Below are 24,024 nucleotides of genomic sequence, written 5' to 3'. Positions count from 1 at the left end.
TGCGTTGAACCGGACCGCGCGGCGGGCTGTCCGGACCGCCGGGACCACGCTTGACCAGGCTGCTTCCGGTGCGCCCACCGGGTACTCGCGGTTGTCCGCCGGGCCTGGCTGGCCGGTCTCCGTCCGGTCGGATCTCGTCGAGGGCAAGTCCGGCCGCGACGACCGGCGGACCGCGCTCGGGGCGTTCGTGCAGTTCACCGATCTGCATATCACCGACACTGAATCGCCCGCCCGGTTCGAGTATCTGCATCCGTTCATCGGGTCCGCGCACCGGCCGCAGGAAACGCTCGGCACGGTCGCGACCAGCGCGCTCGTCAAGCGGGTCAACAGTCTCGGCGCGGGGCCGTTCACCGGGCGGCAGTTCGACTTCGTCATGACCACCGGAGACAACACCGACAACCACGAGCTTCTCGAACTCGACTGGTTCCTCACCACGCTCAACGGCGGCCCGATCACGCCCAACTCCGGCGACCCGAACCGCTACGAGGGCGTCCAGGCGTCCGGCAACCCGGAATTCTGGAACCCGGGCACCCGGCTCGCCGACGACTACACCAAAAAGGGCTTCCCGCAGATCCCCGGCCTGCTCGAGGCCGGGATCGCGCCGTTCACCGCCCCCGGGCTGAACCTGCCCTGGTACTGCACGTTCGGCAACCACGACGACAGCGTCGTCGGCACGCTGCCGGAGGGCATCCCGGGCATCGAGGGCTGGTACACCGGCAAATACAAGGTCATCGGCAAGGACGAGAGCAGCGCGCGGAAGCTCGGCACCGCCATCCAGAACGGGCAGAGCGTGCCGCTCGCCGAACTGTTCGGCGGCGGCACCGTCCGCGAGGTCACGCCAGACCCGCGGCGGCGGCCGTTCAGCACCTCGGAGTTCGTCAAGGCGCATCTGGCCGCGAAGAACACCGGCCCCGGCCCGGTCGGGCACGGCTTCACCGACGCCAACTCCGACGGACTGAACGTCTACTACACCTTCCGCATCGCACCCGGTGTCACCGGAATCAGCCTCGACACCACTACGCAGGGCGGGTTCGCCGACGGTTCGATCGGGCTCGCGCAGTTCAACTGGGTCGAGGCGACGCTCAAACGGAACAGCTCGACGTACTACGACTTCTTCGGCCGCAAGGTCACCCATTCCGTCACCGACGAGCTGTTCGTCCTCTTCAGCCACCACACCAGCGGCACCATGGGCAACCTCCTGCCCGACGCGCGCCACCTGCTCGACCCGCGGCTGAACGGAGACACGTTCGTCGCGATGCTGCAGCGCTTCCCGAACGTCGTGGCCTGGGTCAACGGGCACACCCACCTCAACAAGATCACCCCGCACGTCGGCAAGACCCCGGCGCAGAGCTTCTGGGAGATCAACACCGCCAGCCACATCGACTTCCCGCAGCACGCGCGGATCATCGAACTGGCCGACAACCACGACGGCACGCTCTCGCTGTTCACCACGCTCATCGAGGCCGACGCCCCGTACGCCGTGGACTACTCCGCCCGCACCACCGACGCGCTCGCCTCGATGTACCGCGAGTTCTCCTACAACGACATCCACGCGAACCTCAGCCGCGTCGGCGAGGCGGGCGACCGCAACACCGAACTGCTGCTGCCTAACCCGCTCAGTTGATTACCCCCGAGGTAATCGACGCCACGCACCCGGTTGCGGTTGACTGCTCGGCATGACCGACGTCGAAGGCACACAGCTGTTCCACAAGACGATGCCGTTCAGCGAACGGCTCGGCATCGAGGTGCTGGAGCACGGCCCGGACCTGGTCCGCAGCCGGATCGCGTGGGACGAATCGCTGTGCACGCTCGGCGGCGTGCTGCACGGCGGCGTCCTGATGGCGCTGGCGGATTCGACCGGCGCCGTCTGCGCGTTCCTCAATCTGCCCGAGGGCGCGCAGGGCACGACGACACTGGAGTCCAAAACGAACTTCCTGCGCGGCGTCCGTTCGGGGTACGCCACCGCGTCGTCCAGACCACTGCACGCCGGGCGCCGCGTCGTGGTCGTCGAGACCGAAATCCACGACGACGACGGCAAGCTCGCCGCGAAAATCACCCAGACGCAAGCAGTGTTGTAGCGGCGGCTCTTTACTTACCCGCTCCGGAAGGCGAAAATCTTTGGCTACCACTGGGGTCTGGGGACGGAGCCGGAATGCGGGTTCGCGGGTTGGTCACGTTACTGTCCATCGTCATGCTCACGGCTGGTGCGGCGCAGGCCGCCGCGGAACCGCAGCACGCGCGTAACGACGAAGCCATCGACTACCACGAATGGTCGTCCGGCTCGTTCTTCGCGGGCCGGCTCGACGGGCTCGGCTTCGGTTACGGCGGCCTGCGGATCACGCATCCGGCAGGCAGCGTCGCGCACACTGAACCGGGGCTCGGCACCACGCGCACCTACGACTACGGCACCTGGACGTCGCCGAGTTACCGGCAGGGCTTCGACGCCACGCAGCTGATCGCGTCGTGGAACGCGCGCACCCCGGCGAAGACGTGGCTGGAGGTGCAGGCTCGCGGCCGGACTTCGGCGGGCGCCGAAACCACCTGGTACACGATGGGCCGCTGGGCCAGCGGGGACGGCGACATCCACCGCACCAGCGTCGACGGGCAAGACGACGCCAACGCCTCGGTCGACGTCGACACGCTCGCCACGAAGGCAGGCGTCACGCTGCGCTCGTACCAGCTGCGCGTGACGCTGTACCGCGAGCAGGGTTCGCCGACCACGCCGACGCTGTCCTCGCTCGGCGCGATGACCTCGAACGTTCCGGACCGGTTCGACGTCCAGACCACCAAGCCCGGCCGGGCGCGCGGCATCGAGCTGAAGGTGCCGCCGTTCGCCCAGAACATCCACAAAGGACAGTTCCCGCAGTACGGCGGTGGCGGCGAAGCGTGGTGCAGCCCGACGTCGACGGAGATGGTCGCCGAATACTGGGGCCGCAAGCCGTCCGCGGAGCAGATGGACTGGATCCCGGCGGACTACCAGGACCGGTCGGTCGTCTACGCCGCGCGCGGCACCTATGACTACGCGTACGACGGCACCGGCAACTGGCCGTTCAACACCGCGTACGCCGCAACGCTCGGGTTGCGCGGGCACATCACGCGGCTGCACGACCTCAACGAACTCGAGGACTACATCGCCCGCGGCATCCCGGTGATCACTTCGCAGTCGTTCCTGGCCAGCGAACTGGACGGCGCGGGCTACGGCACGGCCGGGCACCTGATGGTCGTCGTCGGCTTCACCCAGGCGGGCGACGTGATCGCGAACGACCCGGCGTCCAGCTCCGACGGCCGCGTGCGCACGGTGTACAAGCGCGACCAGTTCGAGAAGATCTGGCAGCGCACGAAGCGGCACACTGAGACCGGCGCGGTGGCGGGCGGGCCGGGCGGGATCGTTTACCTCATCACGCCGTAAACCCGCTGGTTCGGCAGGCCGTTCCGGAGCTACGGTGCCCCTCGTGACCGAGCCTCCGGATACGCTGTCGGACCCCCGAGAACTGCTCCTCGCTTACCTCGACTACTACCGGGCCACGCTGCTGCGCAAGCTCGACGGCCTGTCCGACGACGAGCTGCGCACCAGCAGGCTTCCTTCCGGCTGGACCCCGCTCGAGCTGCTCAAGCACCTCGCGTTCGTGGAACGGCGATGGCTGCGCTGGGGTTTCGCGGGCGAAAACGTGGATCCGGTCTGGGGCGAGAGCGATCCCGAGACCGGAAAGTGGTCGGTCGGCGCGGACGAATCGGCGGAGTCGGTTCGGGCGCTCTTTCTGGAGGAGTGCGCCGCCTCCCGCGCGATCGTGTCCGGCGCGCGGCTCGAGGACGTCGCCCGCGGCCGCGACCGCTTCGATTCCCCGGCACGGCCACCCGCCTTGAGCTGGATCCTCTTTCATCTGCTTCAGGAGTACGCCCGGCACGTCGGCCAGCTGGACGTGGTGCGCGAGCTGGTCGACGGGGCGACCGGTGAGTAGCGGAACCGATCCGGGCTATGGCGACATGCGCATGACAGATGTTTAACTGTGCGGCGAAGCCGCTCCGTTGCGGGTGGTGGTGGGCGGCAGCTGGGATTGGCTGCGCGCGAGAACGCTGTTGCGGGTAAAGGGGTTGTGCGCATGCCGTACGAGGTCCAGGGAGTCGTGTCGCGGGCCAAGGGTGAGCCGGTCACGCTCGAGACGGTCGTGGTCCCGGATCCCGGACCGGGCGAGGCCGTCGTGTCGGTGCAGGCGTGCGGGGTGTGCCACACCGACCTGCACTATCGCGAGGGCGGGATCAACGACGAGTTCCCGTTCCTGCTCGGGCACGAGGCCGCGGGCCGGGTGGACAAGGTCGGCGCGGGCGTCACCGATCTCGCGCCCGGCGACTACGTGATCCTCAACTGGCGCGCGGTCTGCGGCACCTGCCGGGCGTGCAAACGCGGCAAGCCCTGGTACTGCTTCTCGACTTTCAACGCCGAACAGCCGATGACGCTCACCGACGGCACGAAGCTGTCCCCCGCGCTCGGTGTCGGAGCGTTCCTCGGGAAAACCCTCGTCCACAGTGGACAGTGCACCAAGGTCGACGAGCGGGCCGAACCCGCCGTCGCCGGCCTCCTGGGGTGCGGCGTGATGGCCGGGCTGGGCGCGGCGATCAACACCGGCGCGGTCGGGCGCGGCGATTCGGTCGCGGTGATCGGCTGCGGCGGCGTCGGCGACGCGGCCGTCGCGGGCGCGCGCCTCGCCGGGGCCACCACGATCGTCGCGATCGACACCGACGACCGGAAACTGCAGTGGGCCAAGGACTTCGGGGCCACGCACACGGTCAACAGCCGCGGCCTGAGCGAGGAGGACGTGGTGGCCGCGATGCAGGACGCGACGAACTCGTTCGGACCGGACGTCGTGATCGACGCGGTCGGCCGTCCGGAGACCTGGCGGCAGGCGTTCTACGGTCGCGACCTCGCCGGCACCGTCGTGCTGGTCGGCGTGCCCACGCCGGACATGAAGCTCAACGACCTGCCGCTGATCGATTTCTTCTCGCGGGGCGGTTCGCTGAAGTCGTCGTGGTACGGCGACTGCCTGCCGTCGCGGGACTTCCCGATGCTCGTCGACCTGTACCTGCAGGGCAGGCTGCCGCTGGACAAGTTCGTCACGGAACGGATCGGCGTCGACGGCGTGGAGCAGGCTTTCGAGCGAATGCACCACGGCGACGTGCTGCGCAGCGTGGTGGAGTTCTGATTCTTTTCGCCGACGCGGACTATCCGGCCGACCCGTACCCGGGCACACGGCCGGACTGCTCGTACGTCCACCTCGACGGCGCTGGCCACGCATTGGACACCGCGCCGCCGGGGTGGCGTTCGCGCACCCCCGTGCTCGCGTACGGGTCGAACGCGTGCCCGTCGAAGATCACCTGGCTGCGCACCCAGCTCGGCATGACCGGACCGGTGGTCGCGGCTCGCGTCCAGTGCACCGGCCTCGCCGCGGTGTGGGCCGCCGGACTGCGCCAACGCGACGGCCAGCGCCCGGCAACGCTCACCGCGCTGCCGGGCGTGACGGAGGACCACTTCGTCTGGTTCGCGACGCCGGAACAGCTGGCTGTGCTGGACATCTGCGAGGGCCGCGGGAATCGGTACGACCTGGCGATGCTGGACAAGGCCGACATCCGGCTGGACGGCGTGCTGCTTTCCGGAGTGCACGCTTACGTCGGTGCCTCGCCGATCCGGTTTCCCTTGCTGGTCAACGGATTCCCGGTCCGCATCGCTGATGTCGACCAGGCGGACGCGGCGGCACTCGTCGGCGAACCAGCGCCAGGACACGGTCTTGCCTGCACTGTCCTGCCGCCGGAACGCATCTTCAGCTGAGCAGTTTTCCGGGGTTCAGGATCCCGGTCGGGTCCACCGCGGACTTGGCCGCACGCAGCACGTCCAGCCCGATCCGGCCGATCTCCGCCTCCAGATACGGCGCGTGGTCCACCCCGACCGCGTGATGGTGGCTGATCGTGCCGATCCCAGTGATCGCCTCGCACGCCGCCGCCTTCGCGCGCTTCCACTGTCCAACCGGGTCAGTGTCGTCCCGCGAGGTCAGCACCGTGAAATACAGCGACGCACCGGTTTCGTAGGCGTGCGAAACGTGGCACATCACGATCGCCCGGCCCAGCGACGCCACCAATGCCGCGCGCACCGCGTCGTGCAGTTCGTCCAGATTGGACCAGTAGGCCGCCGTCTCGAGAGTTTCCACGCACACCCCGAGATCCAGCAACGCGTCTCGCTGCCGGGGTCCGGAGAATCGGCCGTGCCGCCACGATTCGCCGAGCGCCTTGCCGATTCGCACCGCACCCGAGCACTTCAGCATCGCCGACGTCCGCCGCCTCCTGCGGGCGACGTCGCCTTCCCAGCCGACGATCAGCAGACAGGGGTTCTTGATCCCGCGCGCTCTGAGGTACGTCTTCAGCGCCGTGGTCTTCACCCCGGCGTTGAGCGAGAACGACACGGCAGTCTCGTCCACATCGGACAGTCGAGTGACGTCAGCCAGAGCGTGGTCCTGCGCGAGTTTCCGTACCGCCGCCGCTCCGGCCTCCCAGCCGTCGACGATCCAGCCCTCGTAATGCCGCTGCTCGGGCAAGGGCCGGATCCGCAGCGCGACCTCGGTGATCACGCCGAGCGTGCCCTCGCTGCCGACAGCGAGCTGGCGCAGATCCGGTCCGGCCGCGGACGCTGGCGCGACCCCGAGCCGCCACTCGCCCTTCGGCGTGGCCAACCTGACCCCGGCGACCATGTCCTCGAACCGGCCGTAACCGGACGACGCCTGCCCGGCCGAGCGCGTGGCCGCGAACCCGCCGATCGTCGCGCGCTCGAACGACTGCGGCACATGGCCGAGCGTGTATCCGTGCGCCGCGAGCAACCGCTCCGCCTCCGGCCCGCGCACGCCGGCTTGCAGCACCGCGATCCGCGACACCGGGTCGATCGACACCAGTTCGTCGAGCCGCACCAGATCCAGCACGACCACCGCCGTCTTGTCCCCGCGCAGCGGCGCGACCCCGCCGACCACCGACGTGCCGCCGCCGAACGGGACCACCCCGATGTCGTGCCGCACGCAGAGGTCCAGCACGGCCTGCACCTGGTCCGGGTCCGCGGGCAGCAGCACCGCGTCCGGCACCGGCACCTCGTCGCCGGCCCGCGCGTGCAGCAGGTCCAGATAGGACAGACCGCCGGCGCGGCCGAGCCGTTCCGCCGGGTCGACCAGCACGTGGTCCGCGCCGAGAAGGTCCTCGAACTCGGTACGGACGGGCACGGTCAGCGCGGACTCGGCGACCGGAGCCGGAGCGCCGGTTTTACCGCCTCGATCTGGACCGACCTGGCCGATACGCTGGCCAAGCCACCGGACGGCGCGGTCGGGCAGACCAGCCGAGGCCGCGCCTTGTTCGGTCCACGAACGCCGGACGCGGTGGTTGATGAGATCGCTCACGACTACAGTGTGACATATGGACGTCAAACGTCACTCCCGCCCGGGAGCGGCTCCTTCCGCACTCGCGGACGCCCGCAGCCGCCCGACCTCGGCTCGCGTCGCCGACGACGAGCTCCTCGACGCGGCGCGCCAGTGCGTGCTCGCGGTCGGCGTCCGGCGTACGACGCTCGCCGAAATCGCCCGGACCGCGCAGGTCAGCCGCATGACGGTGTACCGGCGGTTCCCTGATGTGCGCAGTGTGCTCGCCGCGCTGATGACGCGCGAGTTCGGCGGCCTGCTGCAGCGGGTGAGCGAGTCGGGCGACCGCGCGGCACACGCCCGCGATCGCATCGTGCACCTCGCGGCGGCCAGCGTCGGCGCGTTGTCGGCCGATCCGCTGTTCCGGACATTGCTGGACGTAGACGCGGAGCTGGTGCTGCCCTACATCGTGGAGCGGCTCGGTGCGACGCAGCACTTCGCCGAGCATGTGCTCCGAAGCCTGCTCGAAGAGGGTCACCGGGACGGCTCGGTGCGCGTCGCGGAGGTCGCCGCGCAGGCGCGATCGGTGCTGCTGGTCGTCCAGTCGTTCGCGTTCTCGCTGCGCCCGGCCACCGCGGACGTCGACGAGGCCGCGCTGCTCGCCGAGTTCCGGCACCTGGTCGAAGCGGGGTTGAAACCATGAGCACCGGATCCCTCAACGCGCGCCGCCGCGAACGCGAACTGTCCCGGCTGGTCGACGGTGAACGGGTTGACGTCCTCGTGGTCGGCGGCGGTGTCACCGGCGCGGGCATCGCCCTCGACGCGGCCGCGCGAGGGCTCTCCGTCGCGCTGGTGGAGGCGCACGACCTCGCGTTCGGCACGTCGCGGTGGTCCAGCAAACTCGTGCACGGCGGACTGCGGTATCTAGCCAAGGGCGAGCTCGGGCTCGCGCACGAAAGCGCCGTGGAGCGCGGGATCCTCATGACCCGCACCGCGCCGCACCTCACGCGCGCGATGCCGCAGCTCTTTCCGCTCTATCCCGGTACTTCCACCACGCAACAGGCGTTGCTCGCCGCCGGTCTCCGAGCTGGCGACGGACTGCGGCGGGCCGCGCGCACGCCGTCGTCCGTACTCCCCGGGCCGCGCCGGATTCCCGCTGCCGAGGCGCTGGCCCTGTCCCCCGGCCTCGCTCCCGGCGGACTGCGCGGCGCGCTGCTGGCGTACGACGGTGCTTTGGTCGACGACGCACGGCTTGTGGTCAGCATTGCCCGCACCGCGGCCTTGCTCGGCGCTCGAATCCTCACGCGCCTGTCAGCAGTTTCTTTGTCTGGCAACGAAGCACGGGTCCGGGACGGCTCTTCGGAGTACACGCTTCACGCCCGGCAAGTCATCAACGCGGCCGGTGTCTGGGCGGACACCCTGACCGACTCGGTGCAGCTCCGGCCCTCCCGCGGCTCGCACCTGGTGCTCGCCCCGGACACCGTGCGGGTCGGAGCCACGTCCGTCACCATCCCGGTCCCCGGCGAGACCAACCGGTTCGTGTTCCTGCTGCCGCAACTCGACGGACGGGTCTACTTAGGACTCACCGACGAACCTGTCTCCGGCGGGGTCCCGGACGTGCCGACGGTTCCGGAGTCCGATGTGGACTTCCTGCTGTCGACAGCTTCTTCGGTCCTGGACCGCCCGCTGACCGCCGCGGACGTACTCGGCTCCTACGCCGGATTGCGGCCACTCGTTTCCGGTTCCGCCGGACGCAGTGCGGATCTCTCGCGGAAACACGCGGTGATCACCGGTTCCGACGGTGTGCTCACCGTGGTCGGAGGAAAGCTGACGACGTACCGGCGCATGGCCGAGGACGCCGTCGATGCCGCGCTGACCCACGCCGGACTGCCCGCTGGCCCTTCGCGTACCGCGAAACTGCCGCTCCTCGGTGCCGCACCACGCTCCCGACTGTCTCTTGTGGACGCTCCAGCGCGGTTGGTCGCCAAGTACGGCACTGAAGCACCTCGCGTGGCGGCGCTCGGGGAACTGGAGCCGGAATTCGCGGCCCCGCTGTGCGCGTCGACGGAAATCACCGCGGCGGAGGTGGTATGGGCGGTCCGCCACGAGGGCGCGACGACCGTCGAGGACGTCCTCGAACGCCGCACCCGGCTGGCCCTGGTCCCCGCCGACGCCGAAGCCGCCCGCGACCGGGTGGCTGAACTGGTAGAGAAAGCCCTGGCCGGACTGTCCTGAAAACCCTGGGCAAATCCCGGCAAGGCAGCTTGACTGGTTGTTGGGTTTTTGCAACAGTGCGCTCCATGAGCCCGGTGCGGCGTGGCACGGAGCTGCCGATCCGCAACCGCCTGCCGGTACTGCGCGCGGAGCGCGGGATGAGCCGGGCGGACCTCGCCGAGGCGGTCGAGGTCAATCCGCAGACGATCGGGGCGCTGGAGCGCGGGGATCATTACCCGAGTCTCGACCTGGCGTTCCGCATCTGTGCGGTGTTCGGCCTGCCGGTGGAAGCCGTGTTCAGCCGTGCGTCGTTCTCGGGCGAGGCGGAGCGGGAGGGGGACGCGTGACGCTGGAGATCGACCGGATCAGCAAACGATTCGGGCCGAAAACCGCGCTCGACGGCGTGAGTTTCACCGCGGCGCCGGGCGAGCTGTTCGGATTCGTCGGCAGCAACGGGGCGGGCAAAACCACCACGATGCGGATCGCGCTCGGCGTGCTGGCCGCCGACTCGGGCGAGGTGCGGTTCGGCGGGCAGCCGGTCACGCCCGACACCCGCGCGCAGATCGGGTACCTGCCCGAGGAGCGCGGGCTGTACCCGAAAATGAAGGTCCTCGACCAGCTCGTCTACCTCGCCGAACTGCACGGCCTCAGCACCAACGACGCGCACCGCGCCGCCGAGCTGTGGATCGCCCGGCTCGGGCTCGGGCCGAAGCGCAAGGACGACATCCAGAAGCTCAGCCTCGGCAATCAGCAACGCGTGCAGCTCGCCGCCGCGCTGGTGCACGATCCGGCGCTGCTGGTGCTCGACGAACCGTTTTCCGGCCTCGACCCGCTCGCCGTCGACGTGCTGAGCGGCGTGTTGCGGGAGAAAGCGGCGACGGGCGTGCCGGTGGTGTTTTCCAGCCATCAGCTCGACCTCGTGGAGCGGCTGTGCGACCGGGTCGGCATCATCCGCGACGGCCGGATGGTCGCGGTCGGCACCGTGGACGAGCTGACCCGCGACGCCGGACGTCGGCTGGTCGTCACGGCACCCAGTGCGAATCCTGGCTGGGCGGCAACGGTTCCCGGCGCTCGCGTGCTCGAAAACCGCGGTGCCACGACCGTGCTGGAGCTGTTGCCGAGCGCCGACGACCAGGCCGTGCTCGCCGCCGCGCTGGCCACCGGCCCGGTGACGGAATTCAGCCACCGACGCCGTACTCTGGCCGAGCTGTTCCGCGATTCCGTCGCCACGCCGGGAGCACCTCGATGAGCCGGATCCGTCCCACCCGCGCGGTGCGGCTGGTGGCCAAACGAGAACTCAACGCACGGCTTCGCACCCGGTCCTTTGTGGTCAGTACCGCGGTGATGCTGTTGCTGCTGCTGGGGTACATCACCCTGCAGGTATTCCTCGCCGCGGACCGGGAGACCACGAAAGTCGCGCTCGTCGGGCAAGCACAAGGCATCGCCACGCAACTGGAGAACACCGACCGGCGTTTCACAATCGTCCTCGTACAGTCCGAATCGGACGGATTGACCCAGGTCCGCGACGGCGACGTCGACGCGCTCGTCTCAGGCAGCGCCGCACGGCCGCGGGTGGTCGTCAAGTCTACTGTGGACTCCAAGCTGCGGGCCACGCTGGACGGCATCGCGCAGCAACAGGTACTGGACGCTCAGCTCTACTCCGCGAACCTCGATCCCGCGGCCGTGCACCAGGCAGTCTCGGCCACCCATGCCGACGTCCAGGCTCTGGAACCGCCGGATCCGCAGGCCGGAACGAAACTCGCGACCGGGATCGTGGTCGCCATCCTGTTGTACGTCAGCATCATGACCTACGGGATGTTCGTCGCGCAGGGCGTGGTCGAGGAGAAATCCAGCCGCGTCGTGGAGCTCCTCCTCGCGACCGTCCGGCCGGTGCATTTGCTGCTGGGCAAGGTCATCGGGCTGGGCCTGGTCGGGTTGGCGCAGCTGGCGATCCTCGCCGTGGCGGGTTTGGTGGCCGGTGACGTGTCCGGGGTGTTCTCGATATCCAGCGTGGCGGTGGGGACGCTGGGCTGGGGTCTCGTCTGGTACCTGCTCGGCTTCCTCCTCTACGCCATGCTGTACGGCGCGGCCGGCGCGCTGGTGTCGCGCCAGGAGGACACGCAGGCGGTGGTCGCGCCGGTGAATATCGCGCTGGTCATCGGGTTCGTCGCGGGGATCGACCTGCTGACGCAAGCACCGCACAGCGCGGCGACGCGGATCGTGTCGTTGATTCCGTTGCTGTCGCCGATCCTGATGCCCGCGCGGATCGCGCTCGGGACGGTCGAACCGTGGGAAATCGCGCTGTCGCTGATACTGACGGTCGCGCTGATCGCAGTGGTCACCTGGGCCGGGGCACGGGTGTACCGGAACGGAGTGCTGCGAGTCGGCAGCCGCGTGCGGCTAGCTGACGCGCTGCGTCGTTAGGGCACACGGCCAAGCACGCACACCACGGGCGGCTCCAGGTCGAGCGTTTCGATGCGGAGCGCATCACCCGGTCCAGCGACCGCTCCGTAACGTTGATGAGGCGAGCACACCACTTCGAGTACGCTTGAAGTCAAATGACTGCCACCGAGCGCACGCTGCGCTACTACGACGAGCTCGGTGTCGTGCGTCCGGCGGAACGGGAAGCGGGCCGACGGCGCTACGCCGAATCCGCGGTCGAGGACGTCGGCGTGCTGTCCCAGGAGATCGGCTTCACCCTGTCCGAAATCGGCCGTCACCGCGCTCGAACACGGACGACACTGTCCGGCCAGCGATCCGTTGAAATGCCCGCGGTTCTGGTCGATCGTCGAAGAACGGCAACGCGGCCTATCCCTCGCGGAAAGCCACGAACGGGCACACCGCACTAAGACCCCGTAATCGCCCCATACCGCTGCAGCGCGACCTGCCGCTCCTCCGCGTGGTCGACGATCGGAGCCGGATACTCCTCCGGACGCTCCTTCAGCACGTGCACCGCTTTCCCTTCCACGCCACGCAATTCCGGCACATACCGGCGCACGTAATCGCCCTGGGGGTCGAATTTCTGGCCCTGCGTGGTCGGATTGAAGATCCGGAAGTACGGCGCGGCGTCCGTCCCGGATCCGGCGACCCACTGCCAGTTCAGCTGATTCGACGCCAGATCGCCGTCCACCAGGTGCCGCATGAAGTGCTGGGCTCCCCACCACCACGGCAAATGCAGGTCCTTCACGAGGAAACTCGCCACGATCATCCGGACCCGGTTGTGCATCCAGCCCTCGGCCAGCAACTGCCGCATCCCGGCGTCGACGATCGGGTAACCAGTCCGTCCCTCGCACCACTGCGCGAACATCTCCCGCGCGGTTTTCCCGGTGTCGTAACGCATTCCGTCGAACCGCCGGTCGTAGTTCCGCCGCGCGGTTTCCGGCCGGTTCCACAGGACGTCGGCGTGAAACTCGCGCCAGCACAGCTCGGAACGCAACGCCTGCGCGCCCTCGGACAGTTTTCCCGCCAGATCGGCCAGCATCGTCCGCGGATGGATCGCACCCCAGCGCAGATAGGGCGAAAGCCTTGTGGTGCCAGCCTGATCCGGACGATCGCGCTCGGTCGCGTAATCCTCGAGCCCGTCGGAAAGAAACTTCTGCCACACCGCCAGCGCGGCCTCCTCCCCCGCCGGCGGCAGCTCGCACCCTACCTCCGGCGTTTCCGGCAAGGACTCCGAAGAAGAGGGCTTGACCCAGTCCACAATAGACACATTGGTGTCTGCTGGACGAGGCCAGCCGTGCTGTTCCCAGGCGCGATAGAAGGGAGTGAAAACCCGATACGGGGTCCCATCCGGCTTGGTGACCCGCCCGGGCGTCACGGCATACGGAGAACCCGTCGGTACCCACTGAATCCGGTGCTCCGCCAAGGCGTCGGCCACGGCTTCGTCTCGCTTACGCCCATACGGTGCGGTATCCGCAGAGACGTGCACCGCCGCCGCCCGGATCTCCCTTGCCGCGGCGACGACCTCCCGCACCGGATCGCCGTGCCGCACCATCAACCGGCCGGACAACGCTTTGTCCAGCTCCCGCAAGGAATTCAGCAGAAACGCGACCCGCGGCGCACCGGCCGGTTCGAGCAGCCGGTCGTCCAGCACGTACAGCGCCAGAAGGCGCTTGCTGTGCTTGGCCGCCTCGAACAGCGCGGCGTGGTCCCGCAACCGGAGATCCCGGCGGAACCACAGCACGACCGGCGCTTCCATCGTCATGCCGCACAACGATAAACGCCCCGCCGTGCGAAAGCACGACGGGGCGTTTCACCGACTGAAACCGGAGACTCAGCGCTCCGACATCGGGGTGTAGTCGCGAGACGCGTGACCGGTGTAGATCTGGCGCGGGCGGCCGATCTTGGTCTGCGGGTCGTTGATCATCTCGCGCCAGTGCGCGATCCAGCCGGGCAGCCGGCCGAGCGCGAACAGCACGGTGAAGAACTTCGTCGGGAACCCGAGCGCGCGGTAGATGAGACCGGTGTAGAAGTCCACGTTCGGGTACAGCTTGCGCTCGACGAAGTAGTCGTCGGAAAGGGCGGTTTCCTCGAGCTTCTTGGCGATGTCGAGCAGCTGGTCGCCGCCCTTGAGCTTGCCGAGGATCTCGTCCGCGGTGTTCTTGATGATCTTCGCGCGCGGGTCGTAGTTCTTGTAGACCCGGTGCCCGAAGCCCATGAGCTTGACACCTTTTTCCTTGTTCTTCACGCGGTTGACGAACGTCGCGACATCGCCGCCGTCGTCGCGGATGCCCTCGAGCATCTCCAGCACCGCCGCGTTCGCGCCGCCGTGCAGCGGGCCGAACAGCGCGTTGATGCCCGCCGAGATGCTGGCGAACAGGTTCGCCTCGGACGAGCCGACGAGCCGCACCGTCGAGGTGGAGCAGTTCTGCTCGTGGTCGGCGTGCAGGATGAACAGCAGGTCGAGCGCCTTCGCGATGTCCGGGTCGACCTCGTACGGCTCGGCCGGGAAGCCGAACGTCATCCGCAGGAAGTTCTCGACCAGGCCCAGCGAGTTGTCCGGGTACAGCAGCGGCTGGCCGACGGACTTCTTGTACGCGTACGCCGCGAGCGTCGGCACCTTCGCCAGCAGGCGGATGGTGGACAGCTCGACGTTGGGCTCGTCGAACGGGTTCAGCGAGTCCTGGTAGAAGGTCGACAGCGCGGAGACGGCGCTGGACAGCACCGGCATCGGGTGCGCGTCGCGCGGGAAGCCGGAGAAGAACGCCTTGAGGTCCTCGTGCAGCAGGGTGTGCCGCTGGATCCGCTCGCTGAAGTCGGCCAGCTGGGCCTCGGTCGGCAGCTCGCCGTAGATGAGCAGGTAGGACACCTCGATGAAGGTGGACTTCTCCGCCAGCTGCTCGATCGGGTAGCCGCGGTAGCGCAGGATGCCCGCATCACCGTCGATGTAGGTGATGGCCGACGACGCGGCACCGGTGTTGACGAACCCGGGGTCGTAGGTGATGTACCCCGTCTGCGCCAGCAGCTTTCCCAGCTCGATCCCCGGCGCGCCCTCGACCGGGTTGACGACCTTGAACTCGTGCTCGCCACTCGGCAGGCGCAGCGTCGCGGTTTCGCCGCCGGACTGCCCCGCATTCGTCGCGTCGGACATGCAGGTCCCTCTCACGTTGGGCACGGGACGGCGGCGTCTGCGGGTTCCGCAGTAGCCACGTGTTCACGCGAGGAAACACGCGCCTCGCTGCACACCGCCCCGCTGGGTATGAATTCACTACTACGCTAGTCGAAGGGTGGGTCACTCCGCACTCGCTGCGTTGCCCCGAAAGGCCCCATTGGGACCAGGTTCACACGGCGGCAGCCATCTCCGCGGCGGTCGGCGGCTCCGCTCCGCTGCGGGAGACCGTGATCGACGCCGCTTTCGCCGCATAAGCAAGCGCTTCGGTCCACGCGCCGGCGTCGAGTGCGGCCAGGTCGCGCACGGTGCGCTCGTGCAGCCAGGCGAGCAGCGCGCCCTGCACGGTGTCGCCGGCGCCGATCGTGTCCGCCACGGTCACCTTGCGAGACGGAACGTGGGCCAGCTCACCGGCCGAAGTGATCACAGACAAGCCGTCCGCGCCCCGGGTGAGCACGACGGCGTCCACACCGGACTCCACCCACGATTTCGCGGCGGCCACCGGGTCGGCGCCCTCGGCGAGCCACGCGGCGTCGTCGTCGGAGATTTTCAACAGCCGGACGTCGGGCAGCCACGACGCGAAGCGCGCGCGATAAGCCGCCGGGTCGGCGATGAGCGCCTCCCGGATATTCGGGTCGAGCACTGTCAGGGTCCCACGCGCGGATTCGCGGCGCAGAATACGTTCGTACGCGCTCGCGCCGGGTTCGAGCACCATGCCCAGCGTTCCGAGCGACAGCGCGGTGGTTTCTTCCGGCAGCGCACCAGGATCGGAAACCAGCCGATCGGCGGTTCCCTCGACGTAGAACGTGTATCGCGCGGCGCCGCGTTGGTCGAGCGCCACTACGGCGAGCGTCGTCGGCTCGTTGCCGCGCTGCAGCAACGAAGTGTCGACGTGCGAAGCGGAAAGGCGCTCCACTAACGCGACGCCGAACCGGTCAGTGGAAATCCGGGAGAGGAACGACGCGGGAACGCCGAGCCGGGCCGCGGCGAGCGCGACGTTGTAGGGACCGCCGCCGAGCCGGGGCAGCAGCGCGCGCAGCCCACCGTCCACAGTGGAATCCAACGGTTCGCCCGGAACGAGGTCGACCAGCGCCTCTCCACCCACCACGATCACAAGCGGCGAGTGTAGAGGAAGCGGTGCTGACAATTCCTGTCCCGATGCGGACACATCAGTTCTTGTCGAGCCCGCCGAGCAGAAGTTCGCCGAGCGCGGTGAACGCTTCGGCGTCGGATACGTCGGTGCGCCGGCCGAGCACGCCGGTCTGAATGCCCTCGATGATCAGTCCGGTCATTTCGGCCACGAGCCGCGCGTGCACGTCGCGGAACACTCCGTCGGCGACGCCCTTGTCGATAAACGCTCGGATCCGGCGCGCGGCGGCGCGGCTGTTGAGCTGATAGGTGTCGCGGGCGGGCGCGAAGGCGGCGATGTCGGCCATGAACTCCGGCGACGCCCGGTTCAGGTGCTCCGAGACGCCGGAGAGGTACTCGCCGATCAGCTCACGGGCGTCGTCGATACCCGCGATCCGCTTCTCCAGGCGTTCGGCGGCGTCGCGGAAGAAGTGCGCGACGACCTTGACCGCGAGCTGCTCCTTGCTCGGCGCGAGCGCGTACAGCGTCGACTTCGAGCAGCGGAGCCGGGCGGCCAGATCGTCGAGCGTGAAGCCGGCGAAGCCCTCCGCCAGGAACAACGCCTCGAGCTCGCGCAGCAGCGCCTGCTGCCGCGCGGTGGGCCTGCGACGGGCTTCAGGGGTGGACATCACGTCACTATCTCCTACCGATCAGGGACAGTCGCGCCCCGCATACTGTACTTTCGACGAGTCGTTAGTACTGTTTTCAGTACAGCTGCCTGGGAGGAACGCCATGCCGGTCGACCGTCTGCTGCCGACGCCGGAGTCCGAGGACCTGCTCGCGCTTGTCACGGAAATCGCCCGTGACGAGCTGAAACCCCGCGCTTCGGCCGACGAGGAGGCCGAGAGCTTCCCGCGCGACCTGTTCACGCTGATGGGCAAGTCCGGCCTGCTCGGACTGCCGTACCCGGAGCGCTGGGGCGGGGGCGAGCAGCCGTACGAGGTCTATCTGCAGGCGTTGGAGGAGATCGCCGCCGCGTGGATGAGCGTCGGCGTCGGGCTGTCGGTGCACACGATGTCCTGCTACGCGCTCGCGAACTACGGCACGGAAGAACAGCAGGACCGCTGGCTGCCGGACATGCTGGGCGGCTCGCTGCTCGGCGCGTACGCCCTCTCGGAAACGCACGCCGGCTCGGACGCGGCCGCACTGTCCACCCGAGCCCGGCTGGAGGGCGACGAGTACCTGGTCAACGGCACGAAAGCGTGGATCACCCACGCCGGGGTCGCGGACTTCTACACGACGATGGTCCGCACGAGCGACGACGGCGGCCACGGCATCTCGTGCCTGCTTGTCGACTCGTCGACTCCGGGACTGTCGGCGGCGCCGCGCGAGCGGAAAATGGGCCTCACCGGGTCTCCGACAGCCCAGATGCTGTTCGAGAACGCCCGGGTCCCGGCCGACCGGCTCATCGGCGGCGAGGGTTCCGGCCTGAAGATCGCGCTGTCGTCGCTCAGCTCGGGCCGGCTCGGGATCGCCGCGTGCGCGGTCGGCCTGGCGCAGGCGGCCCTGGACGAGGCCGTGGAGTACGCGAAGGGCCGCACGCAGTTCGGCCGCCCGATCGCGGACTTCCAGGGCTTGGAGTTCCTGCTGGCGGACATGGCGGCGACGGTCGAATCGGCCCGCGCTACCTACCTGGACGCCGCTCGCCGCCGCGACCGCGGGCTGGACTTCCAGCGCCAGTCGTCGGTCGCGAAGCTGGTGGCGACGGACGGCGCGATGAAGGTGACGACGGACGCGGTCCAGGTGCTCGGCGGCGCGGGCTACACGCGGGACTTCCCGGTGGAGCGGTACATGCGCGAGGCGAAGGTGCCGCAGATCTTCGAGGGGACGAACCAGATCCAGCGGATGCTGATCGCCCGTTCGCTGAAGAACGCCTAGTCCGCCCGCTTGTCGTAAGCCGCGCGGGCCGCATGGACGCGGTCCGCGTTGGCTTTCGACCAGTCAGCGATCGCGCCGGTCAACGCGCCGGCGTCCCTGCCCAGGCCGGTGAGCGCGTACTCAACGCGCGGCGGAATCGTCGGGTAGATCGTGCGGCTGACCAGCCCGTCGCGTTCGAGGTTGCGCAGCACCTGGGTGAGCGATTTCTGCGTCACCCCTTCGACGCCGCGGCGCAGCTCGGTGAACCGCAACGGCCGGTCGTACTGCCGGAGCAGGCCGAGGACGTAGAGCGTCCACTTGTTTGCCAGCACGTCCATCACCGTGCGCGACGGGCAGGCTTTCGCATACTTGGTATCCATTGGGTACCTATGGATCGTTGAGGTGCCTTCTTCACAAACGATACCGGCGCGCGCACGATCGATGAATGATCTTGGTTACCGGCGCTACTGGCACAATCGGCAGCGAAACCGTCCGGCTGCTCGGACCGGTCCGGACGCTCGTCCGCACCCCGACCGGCAGGCCCGGAGAAGTAGTCGGCGATTTCGACCGTCCGGACACTCTGGACGCGGCTTTGCGCGGGGTCGACACACTCCTGCTGATCGGGCCCGCAGTGGCGGATCAGCAGATCGCGGTGCTCGACCGCGCTCTCGCACACGGCGTGCGGCACGTCGTGCGGGTCACGAACCACAAGGCTTTCGCGGACTCGCCCGTCGCCCGACGACGAGAGCACGCGCGGATCGACGCGCACCTCAAGGCGTCGGGGATGGCGTACACACTGCTCGCGCCGAACTTCTTCATGCAGAATCTGCTGGCCCTCGCACCGGAGGTTGCGGAGACCGGCGGCTTTTCGGGGTCGGTGGGCGATGGCCGGATCGGAATGATCGACGCCCGGGACGTCGCGGCGGCGGCGGCCGTGATCGCTACGGCACCGGCGGAGCATGCGGGACGGACGTACCTGCTGACCGGGCCGGAGCTGGTGACGTTCGCCGATGTCGCACGGGAATGGACTTCGGCGACGGGGCGGGTGGTGGAGTATCGCCGGATCTCGGTCGAGGAGCACCGCGCGATGATGGTGGAGAACGGGGTGCCCGAGGCGGGGTCGAACGCGCAGGTTTTCGAGCTGCTCGCGCAGGGGGACGGGGCCTGGCTGAGCGATGATTTCGCCGCGATTACCGGGCGCGCGCCGCGGGGGTTGCGGGCGTTCCTGACGGACTATGTTGGCGGAAAGTGTCGTACCCCTCGCTTACCGTGAGTGGCATGGACACCAGGACCCTGCCCGGCAACTGCTCTCGATCAAGGAATACCTCGCTCTCGGCGAGGTCGAGCGATATCGATCTAGGTCTCGCGCCGGACGGGGCACCGGGTTTTTCCCGGTGTCCCGATCTCCTGGTCACCACCTCGGACGTGCTCGCCCGGACTCCCGAAGACGAGATCCTCCGCGCCGAAGACCTCGCCCTGGTGGTCGAAGTCGCGGCACCCGATTCAAAGCGCACCGACTATGTCACGAAGCACAAGGAGTACGCCGACGCCGGAATCCCCTTCTACTGGATCCTCGACCTCGACGACCCGGTCTCCCTCGTCGCTTGCCACCAGGCCGGAGAACTCGGCTACCAGGACGCCCCGCCCGTCACCGGGACATTCCGCACCACCGAGCCGTTCCCCGCGGAAATCGATCTCGCCGCCCTGCTCGATTGAGGCGACCGGGCTGGCCGCCTCAACCGAGTCGTCAGCGGGCTTCCCGGTACCGCCGATCCGCCGACACGCCCTCGCCGGTCGTCTCGTCGAAGTGGTAGACCTCCCGGCCCCGCACGAACACCCGCATCGCGCGGTTCATCACGTCCAGCGGGTCGCCCGACCACACGACCACGTCCGCGTCCAGGCCGGGCGTCAGGGTGCCGATCCGGTCGTCCAGGCCGAGCATCTGCGCCGGGTGCAGCGTCAGCGCCTTCAGCGCCGTCTCCGGGTCGAGGCCGTCCTTCACCGCCAAAGCGGCTTGGTACACCAGGAAGTTGATCGGGACTACCGGATGGTCAGTGGTGATCGCGATCTTCACCCCGGCCCGCGCGAGGATCCCGGCCGAGCGCAGCGTGCGGTTGCGCAGTTCCACCTTGGACTTCGTGGTGAACAGCGGGCCGAGGATCACCGGGATGTCGCGTTCGGCCAGCAGGTCCGCGATCAGGTGGCCTTCGGTGCCGTGGTTGATCACCAGTTTGTAGCCGAACTCGTCAGCGAGCCGGATCGCGGTCACCATGTCGTCGGCGCGGTGCACGTGCTGGTCCCAGTACAGCTCGCCGTCCAGGACCTTCGCCAGCGTTTCGTTGGTCAGGTCCGTTTCGAACGGCTTGCCCTCGGCCAGCGTGTGGTCGCGCTTCGCCTGGTAATTGCGCGCCTTGGTGAACGCCTCGCGCAGGATCGCGGCCACGCCGAGCCGGGTCGAGGGCGTGACCTTTTTCTCGCCGTAAACCCGTTTCGGGTTCTCGCCCAGCGCGCTCTTCACGCTCACCTGCTCGGCGAACGTCATGTCCAGAATGGACCGGCCCCACGTCTTCACACCGATGGTCTGCCCGCCGATCGGGTTGCCCGACCCCGGCTTGATCACCACGCTCGTGACGCCGCCGGCGAGCGCGTCGTCGAAGCCCGGTTCGTACGGGTCGATCCCGTCGACCGCCCGGAAGCGCGCGCCGTTCGGGTCGGTCATCTCGTTGGTGTCGTTGCCCGCCCAGCCTTCGCCGTCCTCGTGGACGCCGAGGTGCACGTGCGCGTCGATGAATCCCGGCAGGACCCAGCAGCCGGACGCGTCCACCAGCTCCGCGTCCTCCGGCACCTCGACATCGGCCTCAGTCCCGACCTGGGTGATCCGGCCGTCTTCGATGAGCACAGTGCCGCCCTCGATCGGAGCGGCGCCGACGGGGACCACATAGCCCCCGACAATCGCCTTGCAATCCATAGTTTGACACGCTAACGAACTCACCCGGGTTCGCGCACCCGGGGTTTTTCCAGGTGCACCAACTGATAGTCCGCTTCCGGCGACTGGTGCGTCTCGCGGTAACCGAGCTTTCGGTACAAAGAGAGCGGACCGGCCGAACGCTCGCCGGTGAACAGCCGGAACACCGTCACCTCCGCCGGGGTCGCCTCCTCCGCGGCCGCCAGCAGCGCGGTACCGAGTCCCTCGCCTTGGCGATCCGGTGCCACGACGAGCCGCCCGATCTCGCCGACCGGACCGTCCACTCGCATCCGCACGCTCGCCACGAGCCGGCCGCCGTCGCGAAAGCCCCAGACCGTGATCGACGGGTCGGCGATGGCCGCGCGCACGTGGTCGAGGGTGTCCAGCAACGGCGGCAGGTCGAAGTTCTGGTGCGCCCGCGCCTCGGTGATATACGCGGCTTGCTGCAGGGTCAGCAGCTCACCCGCGTCCGCGTCGGTCAGCAGCTCGAGTTTCACGGGACCCGGATTCCCCAGCTGCCCGTCCACGACGTGGCCGGCTCCAGTTCGATCAGGTCGGTGCCGGTGTTGAGCGCGTCCGCCGGGCAGGTCATCGGCTCGATCGCCACCGCACGGCCGCGGCCCACCAGGTCGTCCGGCGTGAACACCTGCACCCAGCGGAAGTCCGGGCCGGTCCAGACCACCAGCTGGCGGTCCCCGTGGGACAGCAGGTAGTGGTGCGTCCCGTCCGCGGCCAGCTCCAGTCCGCCGAACGCGGTGTCCAGGTCGACGCCTTCGAGCAGCTTGCCCCGCCGGAAGTCGTATTCGGTGCCCTCGACGTCCTGTTCGTCCGCGTACGGCATCTGCTGATCGCCCTCGTACGGCCGGACGCGCGTGGCGGGCAGTGTGAGAGTCAGCTCGTCGGTGGGCGCGTCGCCGATCCGGAAGTACGGGTGGGTTCCGACGCCGACGCCGATCGGCTTCTCCCCCTCGTTGCGGATCTCGTGCGTGACGACGAGCTCGCGCGGCTGCAGGTCGTAGGTGATCGTCGCGCGCAGCGGGACCGGCCAGCCGGGCTGCACCTCGACGTCGACGGCGAGCGTGATCGATGTTTCCGCGTGCTCCAGCAGCTCCCATTCGCGGTGCCGGGTCAGGCCGTGGATGGCGTTGCCGCGCGCCTCCTCGGTGATCTCCAGCTGCTGCTGCACGCCCTCGAACTCCCACGTGCCGCCCTTGGTCCGGTTGGGCCACGGGAGCAGCACCTGGCCGAGCCCCTTCGGCGGCTTCTCGTCCTCGGCGAACGTCTCGACGTACGGCACTCCGCTGATCTCGAACGCACGCAGTCCGGCACCGATCTCGGTGATGACGGCGCGCGCGTTGCCGCGGGTGATCTCGAACTGTTCTCCGGTGGGGTTCGCCATGGCGCTGAGATTACCGATCGGCCGCGCCGCGCGGGCAGGCCGCGAAAATAACTAGACCGGTCGTCATAGTTTGAGCTACGGTGGACGCCATGGCCAACCGCACCGACACGCGCCGCCGGATGCTCGAATCGGCGGCGGCGCTGTTTCGCACCCAGGGCTACCACGCCACCGGGATGACCCAGCTCGTGTCCGAAAGCCGGGCCCCGAAGGGCTCGCTGTACTTCCATTTCCCCGGCGGCAAGGAACAGCTCGCCGCCGAGGCGGTGCAGCTTTCTGGAGAAAGGCTGGCCGGAGTTTTCCGCGAAATCACCGCTGGCGCACCGGATCCGGCCACCGCCATCGATCTCATCGTCACCGCGCTGGCCACCTCGCTGTCCGAATCGGACTACCGCTGCGGCTGTCCTATCGCGACTGTCGCACTGGAAGCCGCCGACAGCGAACCGATTCGCGCCGCCTGCGATCAGGGTTACGAAGGCTGGCTGCGCGACATTTCCGCCTACTTCACCGAACGCGGCCTCGCCGAGGACCGCGCCGCTTCGCTGGCGACCGTCGTGCTGTCCGCGATCGAAGGCGCGCTGCTGCTCGCGCGCACCCGACGGGACACCGCGCCCCTGCAAGCCGTCGCCGCCCATCTGCACACCACCGTTGAACGGGAGTTCGCCTGATGCGGGTACACCACTTCAACTGCGGCACCATGCGTCCGATCGGCGGCAGGCTGATCGACGGAAAGCCCGGGCTGCTGCGCCGTGCCACCCTTGTGTGCCACTGCATGCTGGTCGAAACCGGCACCGGGCTAACACTGGTCGAGACCGGGATGGGTTCGCCCGGCGTCACCGACGCGGCGCGCTGGCTCGGCCCGCGCTTCCTGCGGACCTCCAACCCGGTGGCGGACGAAAGCGAAACCGCGCTGAGCCGGATTCGCGCACTGGGCTTCGACCCGGCCGACGTCCGCGACATCGTCCTCACCCACCTCGACCTCGACCATGCCGGCGGGCTCGTCGACTTCCCGCAGGCCCGCGTGCACGTCTACGGCAAGGAACTCGACGCCTACCGCGCCGGAAACCCGCGCTACCGCGACGTCCAGTTCCGGCACGGTCCACAGTGGAAGTCCTATTCGGACACTGGGGACAGCTGGTTCGGCTTCGAAGCGGTCCGTGAACTGGACGGCGTCGAGGGTGTCGCCCTCGTGCCGCTCGCCGGGCACACCGTCGGACACGCCGGGGTCGCGGTCGACACCGGGTCCGGCTGGGTGCTCAACGCCGGGGACGCGTATTTCTTCCACCAGGAGATCGACGTCGAGCCCTATTGCCCGCCCGGATTGGCTATGTTCGAACGGCGGGTCCAGACGCTGCCCGGGCCGCGGCGCGAGAACCAGCGCCGGCTGCGCGAGCTGCGCCGGGACCACGCCGACGAGGTGACCGTGTTCGCCTCGCACGACCTGACCGATTTCGTCCGGCTCAGCGAGAGGAGC

26 protein-coding genes are annotated in these 24,024 nt (G+C 68.7%); 17 read left to right on the top strand and 9 right to left on the bottom strand.

Features of this window, described 5'->3' with window-relative positions; translation table 11 throughout:
• From H5411_RS41145 to H5411_RS41120, 6 genes are all read left to right on the top strand, one after another.
• The coding region (locus H5411_RS41145; RefSeq protein ID WP_183126971.1) for a TIGR03767 family metallophosphoesterase at positions 1-1,624 on the top strand (1,624 nt) is incomplete at its 5' end.
• A 52-nt stretch (positions 1,625-1,676) separates the two neighbouring features.
• Entirely contained in the window at positions 1,677-2,078 is a 402-nt protein-coding gene (locus H5411_RS41140; protein ID WP_183126969.1) for a PaaI family thioesterase, read from the top strand.
• A 74-nt stretch (positions 2,079-2,152) separates the two neighbouring features.
• Positions 2,153-3,409, top strand: coding sequence for a peptidase C39 family protein (locus H5411_RS41135; RefSeq protein ID WP_183126967.1), 1,257 nt, complete (start codon positions 2,153-2,155; stop codon positions 3,407-3,409).
• Positions 3,410-3,452: 43 nt separating this feature from the next.
• Positions 3,453-3,959 carry a DinB family protein gene (locus H5411_RS41130; RefSeq protein ID WP_312878721.1) on the top strand — a complete coding sequence of 169 codons (507 nt, stop codon included), beginning with the start codon at positions 3,453-3,455 and terminating at the stop codon, positions 3,957-3,959.
• A gap of 141 nt (positions 3,960-4,100) precedes the next feature.
• Complete coding sequence (locus H5411_RS41125; RefSeq protein WP_183126965.1) at positions 4,101-5,198, top strand: S-(hydroxymethyl)mycothiol dehydrogenase; 1,098 nt, start codon at positions 4,101-4,103, stop codon at positions 5,196-5,198.
• A complete protein-coding gene (locus H5411_RS41120) occupies positions 5,195-5,821 on the top strand; it encodes a gamma-glutamylcyclotransferase (protein WP_460431684.1) in 627 nt (208 codons plus the stop codon). Before H5411_RS41125 ends, H5411_RS41120 begins: the two co-directional genes overlap by 4 nt.
• Here H5411_RS41120 and H5411_RS41115 read toward each other — a convergent pair.
• Positions 5,814-7,424 carry an FAD-binding oxidoreductase gene (locus tag H5411_RS41115; protein ID WP_183126961.1) on the bottom strand — a complete coding sequence of 537 codons (1,611 nt, stop codon included), beginning with the start codon at positions 7,422-7,424 and terminating at the stop codon, positions 5,814-5,816. The genes H5411_RS41120 and H5411_RS41115 overlap by 8 nt on opposite strands.
• 16 nt (positions 7,425-7,440) lie before the next feature.
• Here H5411_RS41115 and H5411_RS41110 point away from each other — a divergent pair, with 16 nt between their 5' ends.
• The 6 genes from H5411_RS41110 to H5411_RS41085 all read left to right on the top strand — a co-directional run bounded on the left by H5411_RS41110 (position 7,441) and on the right by H5411_RS41085 (position 12,445).
• Positions 7,441-8,085, top strand: coding sequence for a TetR/AcrR family transcriptional regulator (locus H5411_RS41110; protein ID WP_183126959.1), 645 nt, complete (start codon positions 7,441-7,443; stop codon positions 8,083-8,085).
• A complete protein-coding gene (locus tag H5411_RS41105) occupies positions 8,082-9,617 on the top strand; it encodes a glycerol-3-phosphate dehydrogenase/oxidase (RefSeq protein ID WP_183126958.1) in 1,536 nt (511 codons plus the stop codon). The genes H5411_RS41110 and H5411_RS41105 overlap by 4 nt, the downstream gene beginning before the upstream one ends.
• A 65-nt stretch (positions 9,618-9,682) precedes the next feature.
• A complete protein-coding gene (locus H5411_RS41100; protein WP_183126956.1) occupies positions 9,683-9,943 on the top strand; it encodes a helix-turn-helix transcriptional regulator in 261 nt (86 codons plus the stop codon).
• 2 nt (positions 9,944-9,945) lie between these two features.
• A complete protein-coding gene (locus H5411_RS41095; protein ID WP_220818147.1) occupies positions 9,946-10,845 on the top strand; it encodes an ABC transporter ATP-binding protein in 900 nt (299 codons plus the stop codon).
• The gene (locus H5411_RS41090) at positions 10,842-12,020 is read left to right on the top strand and encodes an ABC transporter permease (protein ID WP_183126952.1); all 1,179 of its coding nucleotides are present in this window, start codon (positions 10,842-10,844) and stop codon (positions 12,018-12,020) included. The genes H5411_RS41095 and H5411_RS41090 overlap by 4 nt, the downstream gene beginning before the upstream one ends.
• 134 nt (positions 12,021-12,154) lie before the next feature.
• Entirely contained in the window at positions 12,155-12,445 is a 291-nt protein-coding gene (locus H5411_RS41085; protein WP_246370185.1) for a MerR family transcriptional regulator, read from the top strand.
• Here H5411_RS41085 and H5411_RS41080 read toward each other — a convergent pair.
• The 4 genes from H5411_RS41080 to H5411_RS41065 form a co-directional block, all read right to left on the bottom strand.
• A complete protein-coding gene (locus H5411_RS41080) occupies positions 12,442-13,800 on the bottom strand; it encodes a cryptochrome/photolyase family protein (protein ID WP_183126951.1) in 1,359 nt (452 codons plus the stop codon). The two genes, H5411_RS41085 and H5411_RS41080, sit on opposite strands and share 4 nt — an antisense overlap.
• A 69-nt stretch (positions 13,801-13,869) precedes the next feature.
• On the bottom strand, positions 13,870-15,186 hold the full coding sequence (locus H5411_RS41075) for a citrate synthase (RefSeq protein ID WP_101437394.1): 1,317 nt from the start codon (positions 15,184-15,186) through the stop codon (positions 13,870-13,872).
• Positions 15,187-15,376: 190 nt separating this feature from the next.
• On the bottom strand, positions 15,377-16,318 hold the full coding sequence (locus H5411_RS41070) for a carbohydrate kinase family protein (RefSeq protein WP_183126949.1): 942 nt from the start codon (positions 16,316-16,318) through the stop codon (positions 15,377-15,379).
• Positions 16,319-16,373: 55 nt separating this feature from the next.
• The gene (locus H5411_RS41065) at positions 16,374-16,961 is read right to left on the bottom strand and encodes a TetR/AcrR family transcriptional regulator (RefSeq protein WP_037369544.1); all 588 of its coding nucleotides are present in this window, start codon (positions 16,959-16,961) and stop codon (positions 16,374-16,376) included.
• A 103-nt stretch (positions 16,962-17,064) separates the two neighbouring features.
• On the opposite strand from H5411_RS41065, the gene H5411_RS41060 reads away from it, so the two are divergent.
• Positions 17,065-18,210 (top strand): acyl-CoA dehydrogenase family protein, encoded by a 1,146-nt coding sequence (locus H5411_RS41060; protein WP_183126947.1) that lies wholly within the window; start codon positions 17,065-17,067, stop codon positions 18,208-18,210.
• Here H5411_RS41060 and H5411_RS41055 read toward each other — a convergent pair.
• Positions 18,207-18,569 carry a winged helix-turn-helix transcriptional regulator gene (locus tag H5411_RS41055; RefSeq protein WP_183126945.1) on the bottom strand — a complete coding sequence of 121 codons (363 nt, stop codon included), beginning with the start codon at positions 18,567-18,569 and terminating at the stop codon, positions 18,207-18,209. The genes H5411_RS41060 and H5411_RS41055 overlap by 4 nt on opposite strands.
• Positions 18,570-18,634: 65 nt before the next feature.
• Between H5411_RS41055 and H5411_RS41050 the strand changes: the two genes are divergently transcribed.
• Positions 18,635-19,462, top strand: coding sequence for an NmrA family NAD(P)-binding protein (locus tag H5411_RS41050; protein ID WP_183126943.1), 828 nt, complete (start codon positions 18,635-18,637; stop codon positions 19,460-19,462).
• 5 nt (positions 19,463-19,467) lie between these two features.
• Positions 19,468-19,905 carry a Uma2 family endonuclease gene (locus H5411_RS41045; RefSeq protein ID WP_183126941.1) on the top strand — a complete coding sequence of 146 codons (438 nt, stop codon included), beginning with the start codon at positions 19,468-19,470 and terminating at the stop codon, positions 19,903-19,905.
• 31 nt (positions 19,906-19,936) lie between these two features.
• Here H5411_RS41045 and H5411_RS41040 read toward each other — a convergent pair whose 3' ends face one another.
• Genes H5411_RS41040 through H5411_RS41030 form a run of 3 tightly spaced genes read right to left on the bottom strand, consistent with a single transcriptional unit; the run spans position 19,937 to position 22,553 of the window.
• Entirely contained in the window at positions 19,937-21,157 is a 1,221-nt protein-coding gene (locus tag H5411_RS41040) for an amidohydrolase (protein WP_183126940.1), read from the bottom strand.
• A 20-nt stretch (positions 21,158-21,177) separates the two neighbouring features.
• Positions 21,178-21,681 (bottom strand): GNAT family N-acetyltransferase, encoded by a 504-nt coding sequence (locus H5411_RS41035; RefSeq protein ID WP_183126938.1) that lies wholly within the window; start codon positions 21,679-21,681, stop codon positions 21,178-21,180.
• The gene (locus H5411_RS41030) at positions 21,648-22,553 is read right to left on the bottom strand and encodes an aldose 1-epimerase family protein (RefSeq protein ID WP_183126936.1); all 906 of its coding nucleotides are present in this window, start codon (positions 22,551-22,553) and stop codon (positions 21,648-21,650) included. Before H5411_RS41030 ends, H5411_RS41035 begins: the two co-directional genes overlap by 34 nt.
• 89 nt (positions 22,554-22,642) lie before the next feature.
• On the opposite strand from H5411_RS41030, the gene H5411_RS41025 reads away from it, so the two are divergent.
• A complete protein-coding gene (locus tag H5411_RS41025; protein WP_183126934.1) occupies positions 22,643-23,218 on the top strand; it encodes a TetR/AcrR family transcriptional regulator in 576 nt (191 codons plus the stop codon).
• On the top strand, positions 23,218-24,024 hold an 807-nt coding region (locus H5411_RS41020), incomplete at its 3' end, for an MBL fold metallo-hydrolase (RefSeq protein WP_183126932.1). The genes H5411_RS41025 and H5411_RS41020, both read left to right, overlap by 1 nt.

This window comes from Amycolatopsis echigonensis (assembly GCF_014174495.1).
Classification (GTDB): domain Bacteria; phylum Actinomycetota; class Actinomycetes; order Mycobacteriales; family Pseudonocardiaceae; genus Amycolatopsis; species Amycolatopsis echigonensis.
The sequence above is the reverse complement of the archived record's forward strand: the minus strand, read 5'-3'. Positions and strand labels throughout refer to the sequence as shown.

Bases quoted from the DNA above. Each gene is read 5' to 3' on its own strand.
- H5411_RS41075 (WP_101437394.1), bottom strand. From the start codon at position 15,186: ATGTCCGACGCGACGAATGCGGGGCAGTCCGGCGGCGAAACCGCGACG.
- H5411_RS41055 (WP_183126945.1), bottom strand. From the start codon at position 18,569: ATGGATACCAAGTATGCGAAAGCCTGCCCGTCGCGCACGGTGATGGAC.
- H5411_RS41065 (WP_037369544.1), bottom strand. From the start codon at position 16,961: ATGTCCACCCCTGAAGCCCGTCGCAGGCCCACCGCGCGGCAGCAGGCG.
- H5411_RS41025 (WP_183126934.1), top strand. From the start codon at position 22,643: ATGGCCAACCGCACCGACACGCGCCGCCGGATGCTCGAATCGGCGGCG.
- H5411_RS41110 (WP_183126959.1), top strand. From the start codon at position 7,441: ATGGACGTCAAACGTCACTCCCGCCCGGGAGCGGCTCCTTCCGCACTC.
- H5411_RS41080 (WP_183126951.1), bottom strand. From the start codon at position 13,800: ATGACGATGGAAGCGCCGGTCGTGCTGTGGTTCCGCCGGGATCTCCGG.
- H5411_RS41060 (WP_183126947.1), top strand. From the start codon at position 17,065: ATGCCGGTCGACCGTCTGCTGCCGACGCCGGAGTCCGAGGACCTGCTC.
- H5411_RS41030 (WP_183126936.1), bottom strand. From the start codon at position 22,553: ATGGCGAACCCCACCGGAGAACAGTTCGAGATCACCCGCGGCAACGCG.
- H5411_RS41085 (WP_246370185.1), top strand. From the start codon at position 12,155: ATGACTGCCACCGAGCGCACGCTGCGCTACTACGACGAGCTCGGTGTC.
- H5411_RS41040 (WP_183126940.1), bottom strand. From the start codon at position 21,157: ATGGATTGCAAGGCGATTGTCGGGGGCTATGTGGTCCCCGTCGGCGCC.
- H5411_RS41105 (WP_183126958.1), top strand. From the start codon at position 8,082: ATGAGCACCGGATCCCTCAACGCGCGCCGCCGCGAACGCGAACTGTCC.
- H5411_RS41090 (WP_183126952.1), top strand. From the start codon at position 10,842: ATGAGCCGGATCCGTCCCACCCGCGCGGTGCGGCTGGTGGCCAAACGA.
- H5411_RS41140 (WP_183126969.1), top strand. From the start codon at position 1,677: ATGACCGACGTCGAAGGCACACAGCTGTTCCACAAGACGATGCCGTTC.
- H5411_RS41050 (WP_183126943.1), top strand. From the start codon at position 18,635: ATGATCTTGGTTACCGGCGCTACTGGCACAATCGGCAGCGAAACCGTC.
- H5411_RS41100 (WP_183126956.1), top strand. From the start codon at position 9,683: ATGAGCCCGGTGCGGCGTGGCACGGAGCTGCCGATCCGCAACCGCCTG.
- H5411_RS41045 (WP_183126941.1), top strand. From the start codon at position 19,468: ATGGACACCAGGACCCTGCCCGGCAACTGCTCTCGATCAAGGAATACC.
- H5411_RS41125 (WP_183126965.1), top strand. From the start codon at position 4,101: ATGCCGTACGAGGTCCAGGGAGTCGTGTCGCGGGCCAAGGGTGAGCCG.
- H5411_RS41135 (WP_183126967.1), top strand. From the start codon at position 2,153: ATGCGGGTTCGCGGGTTGGTCACGTTACTGTCCATCGTCATGCTCACG.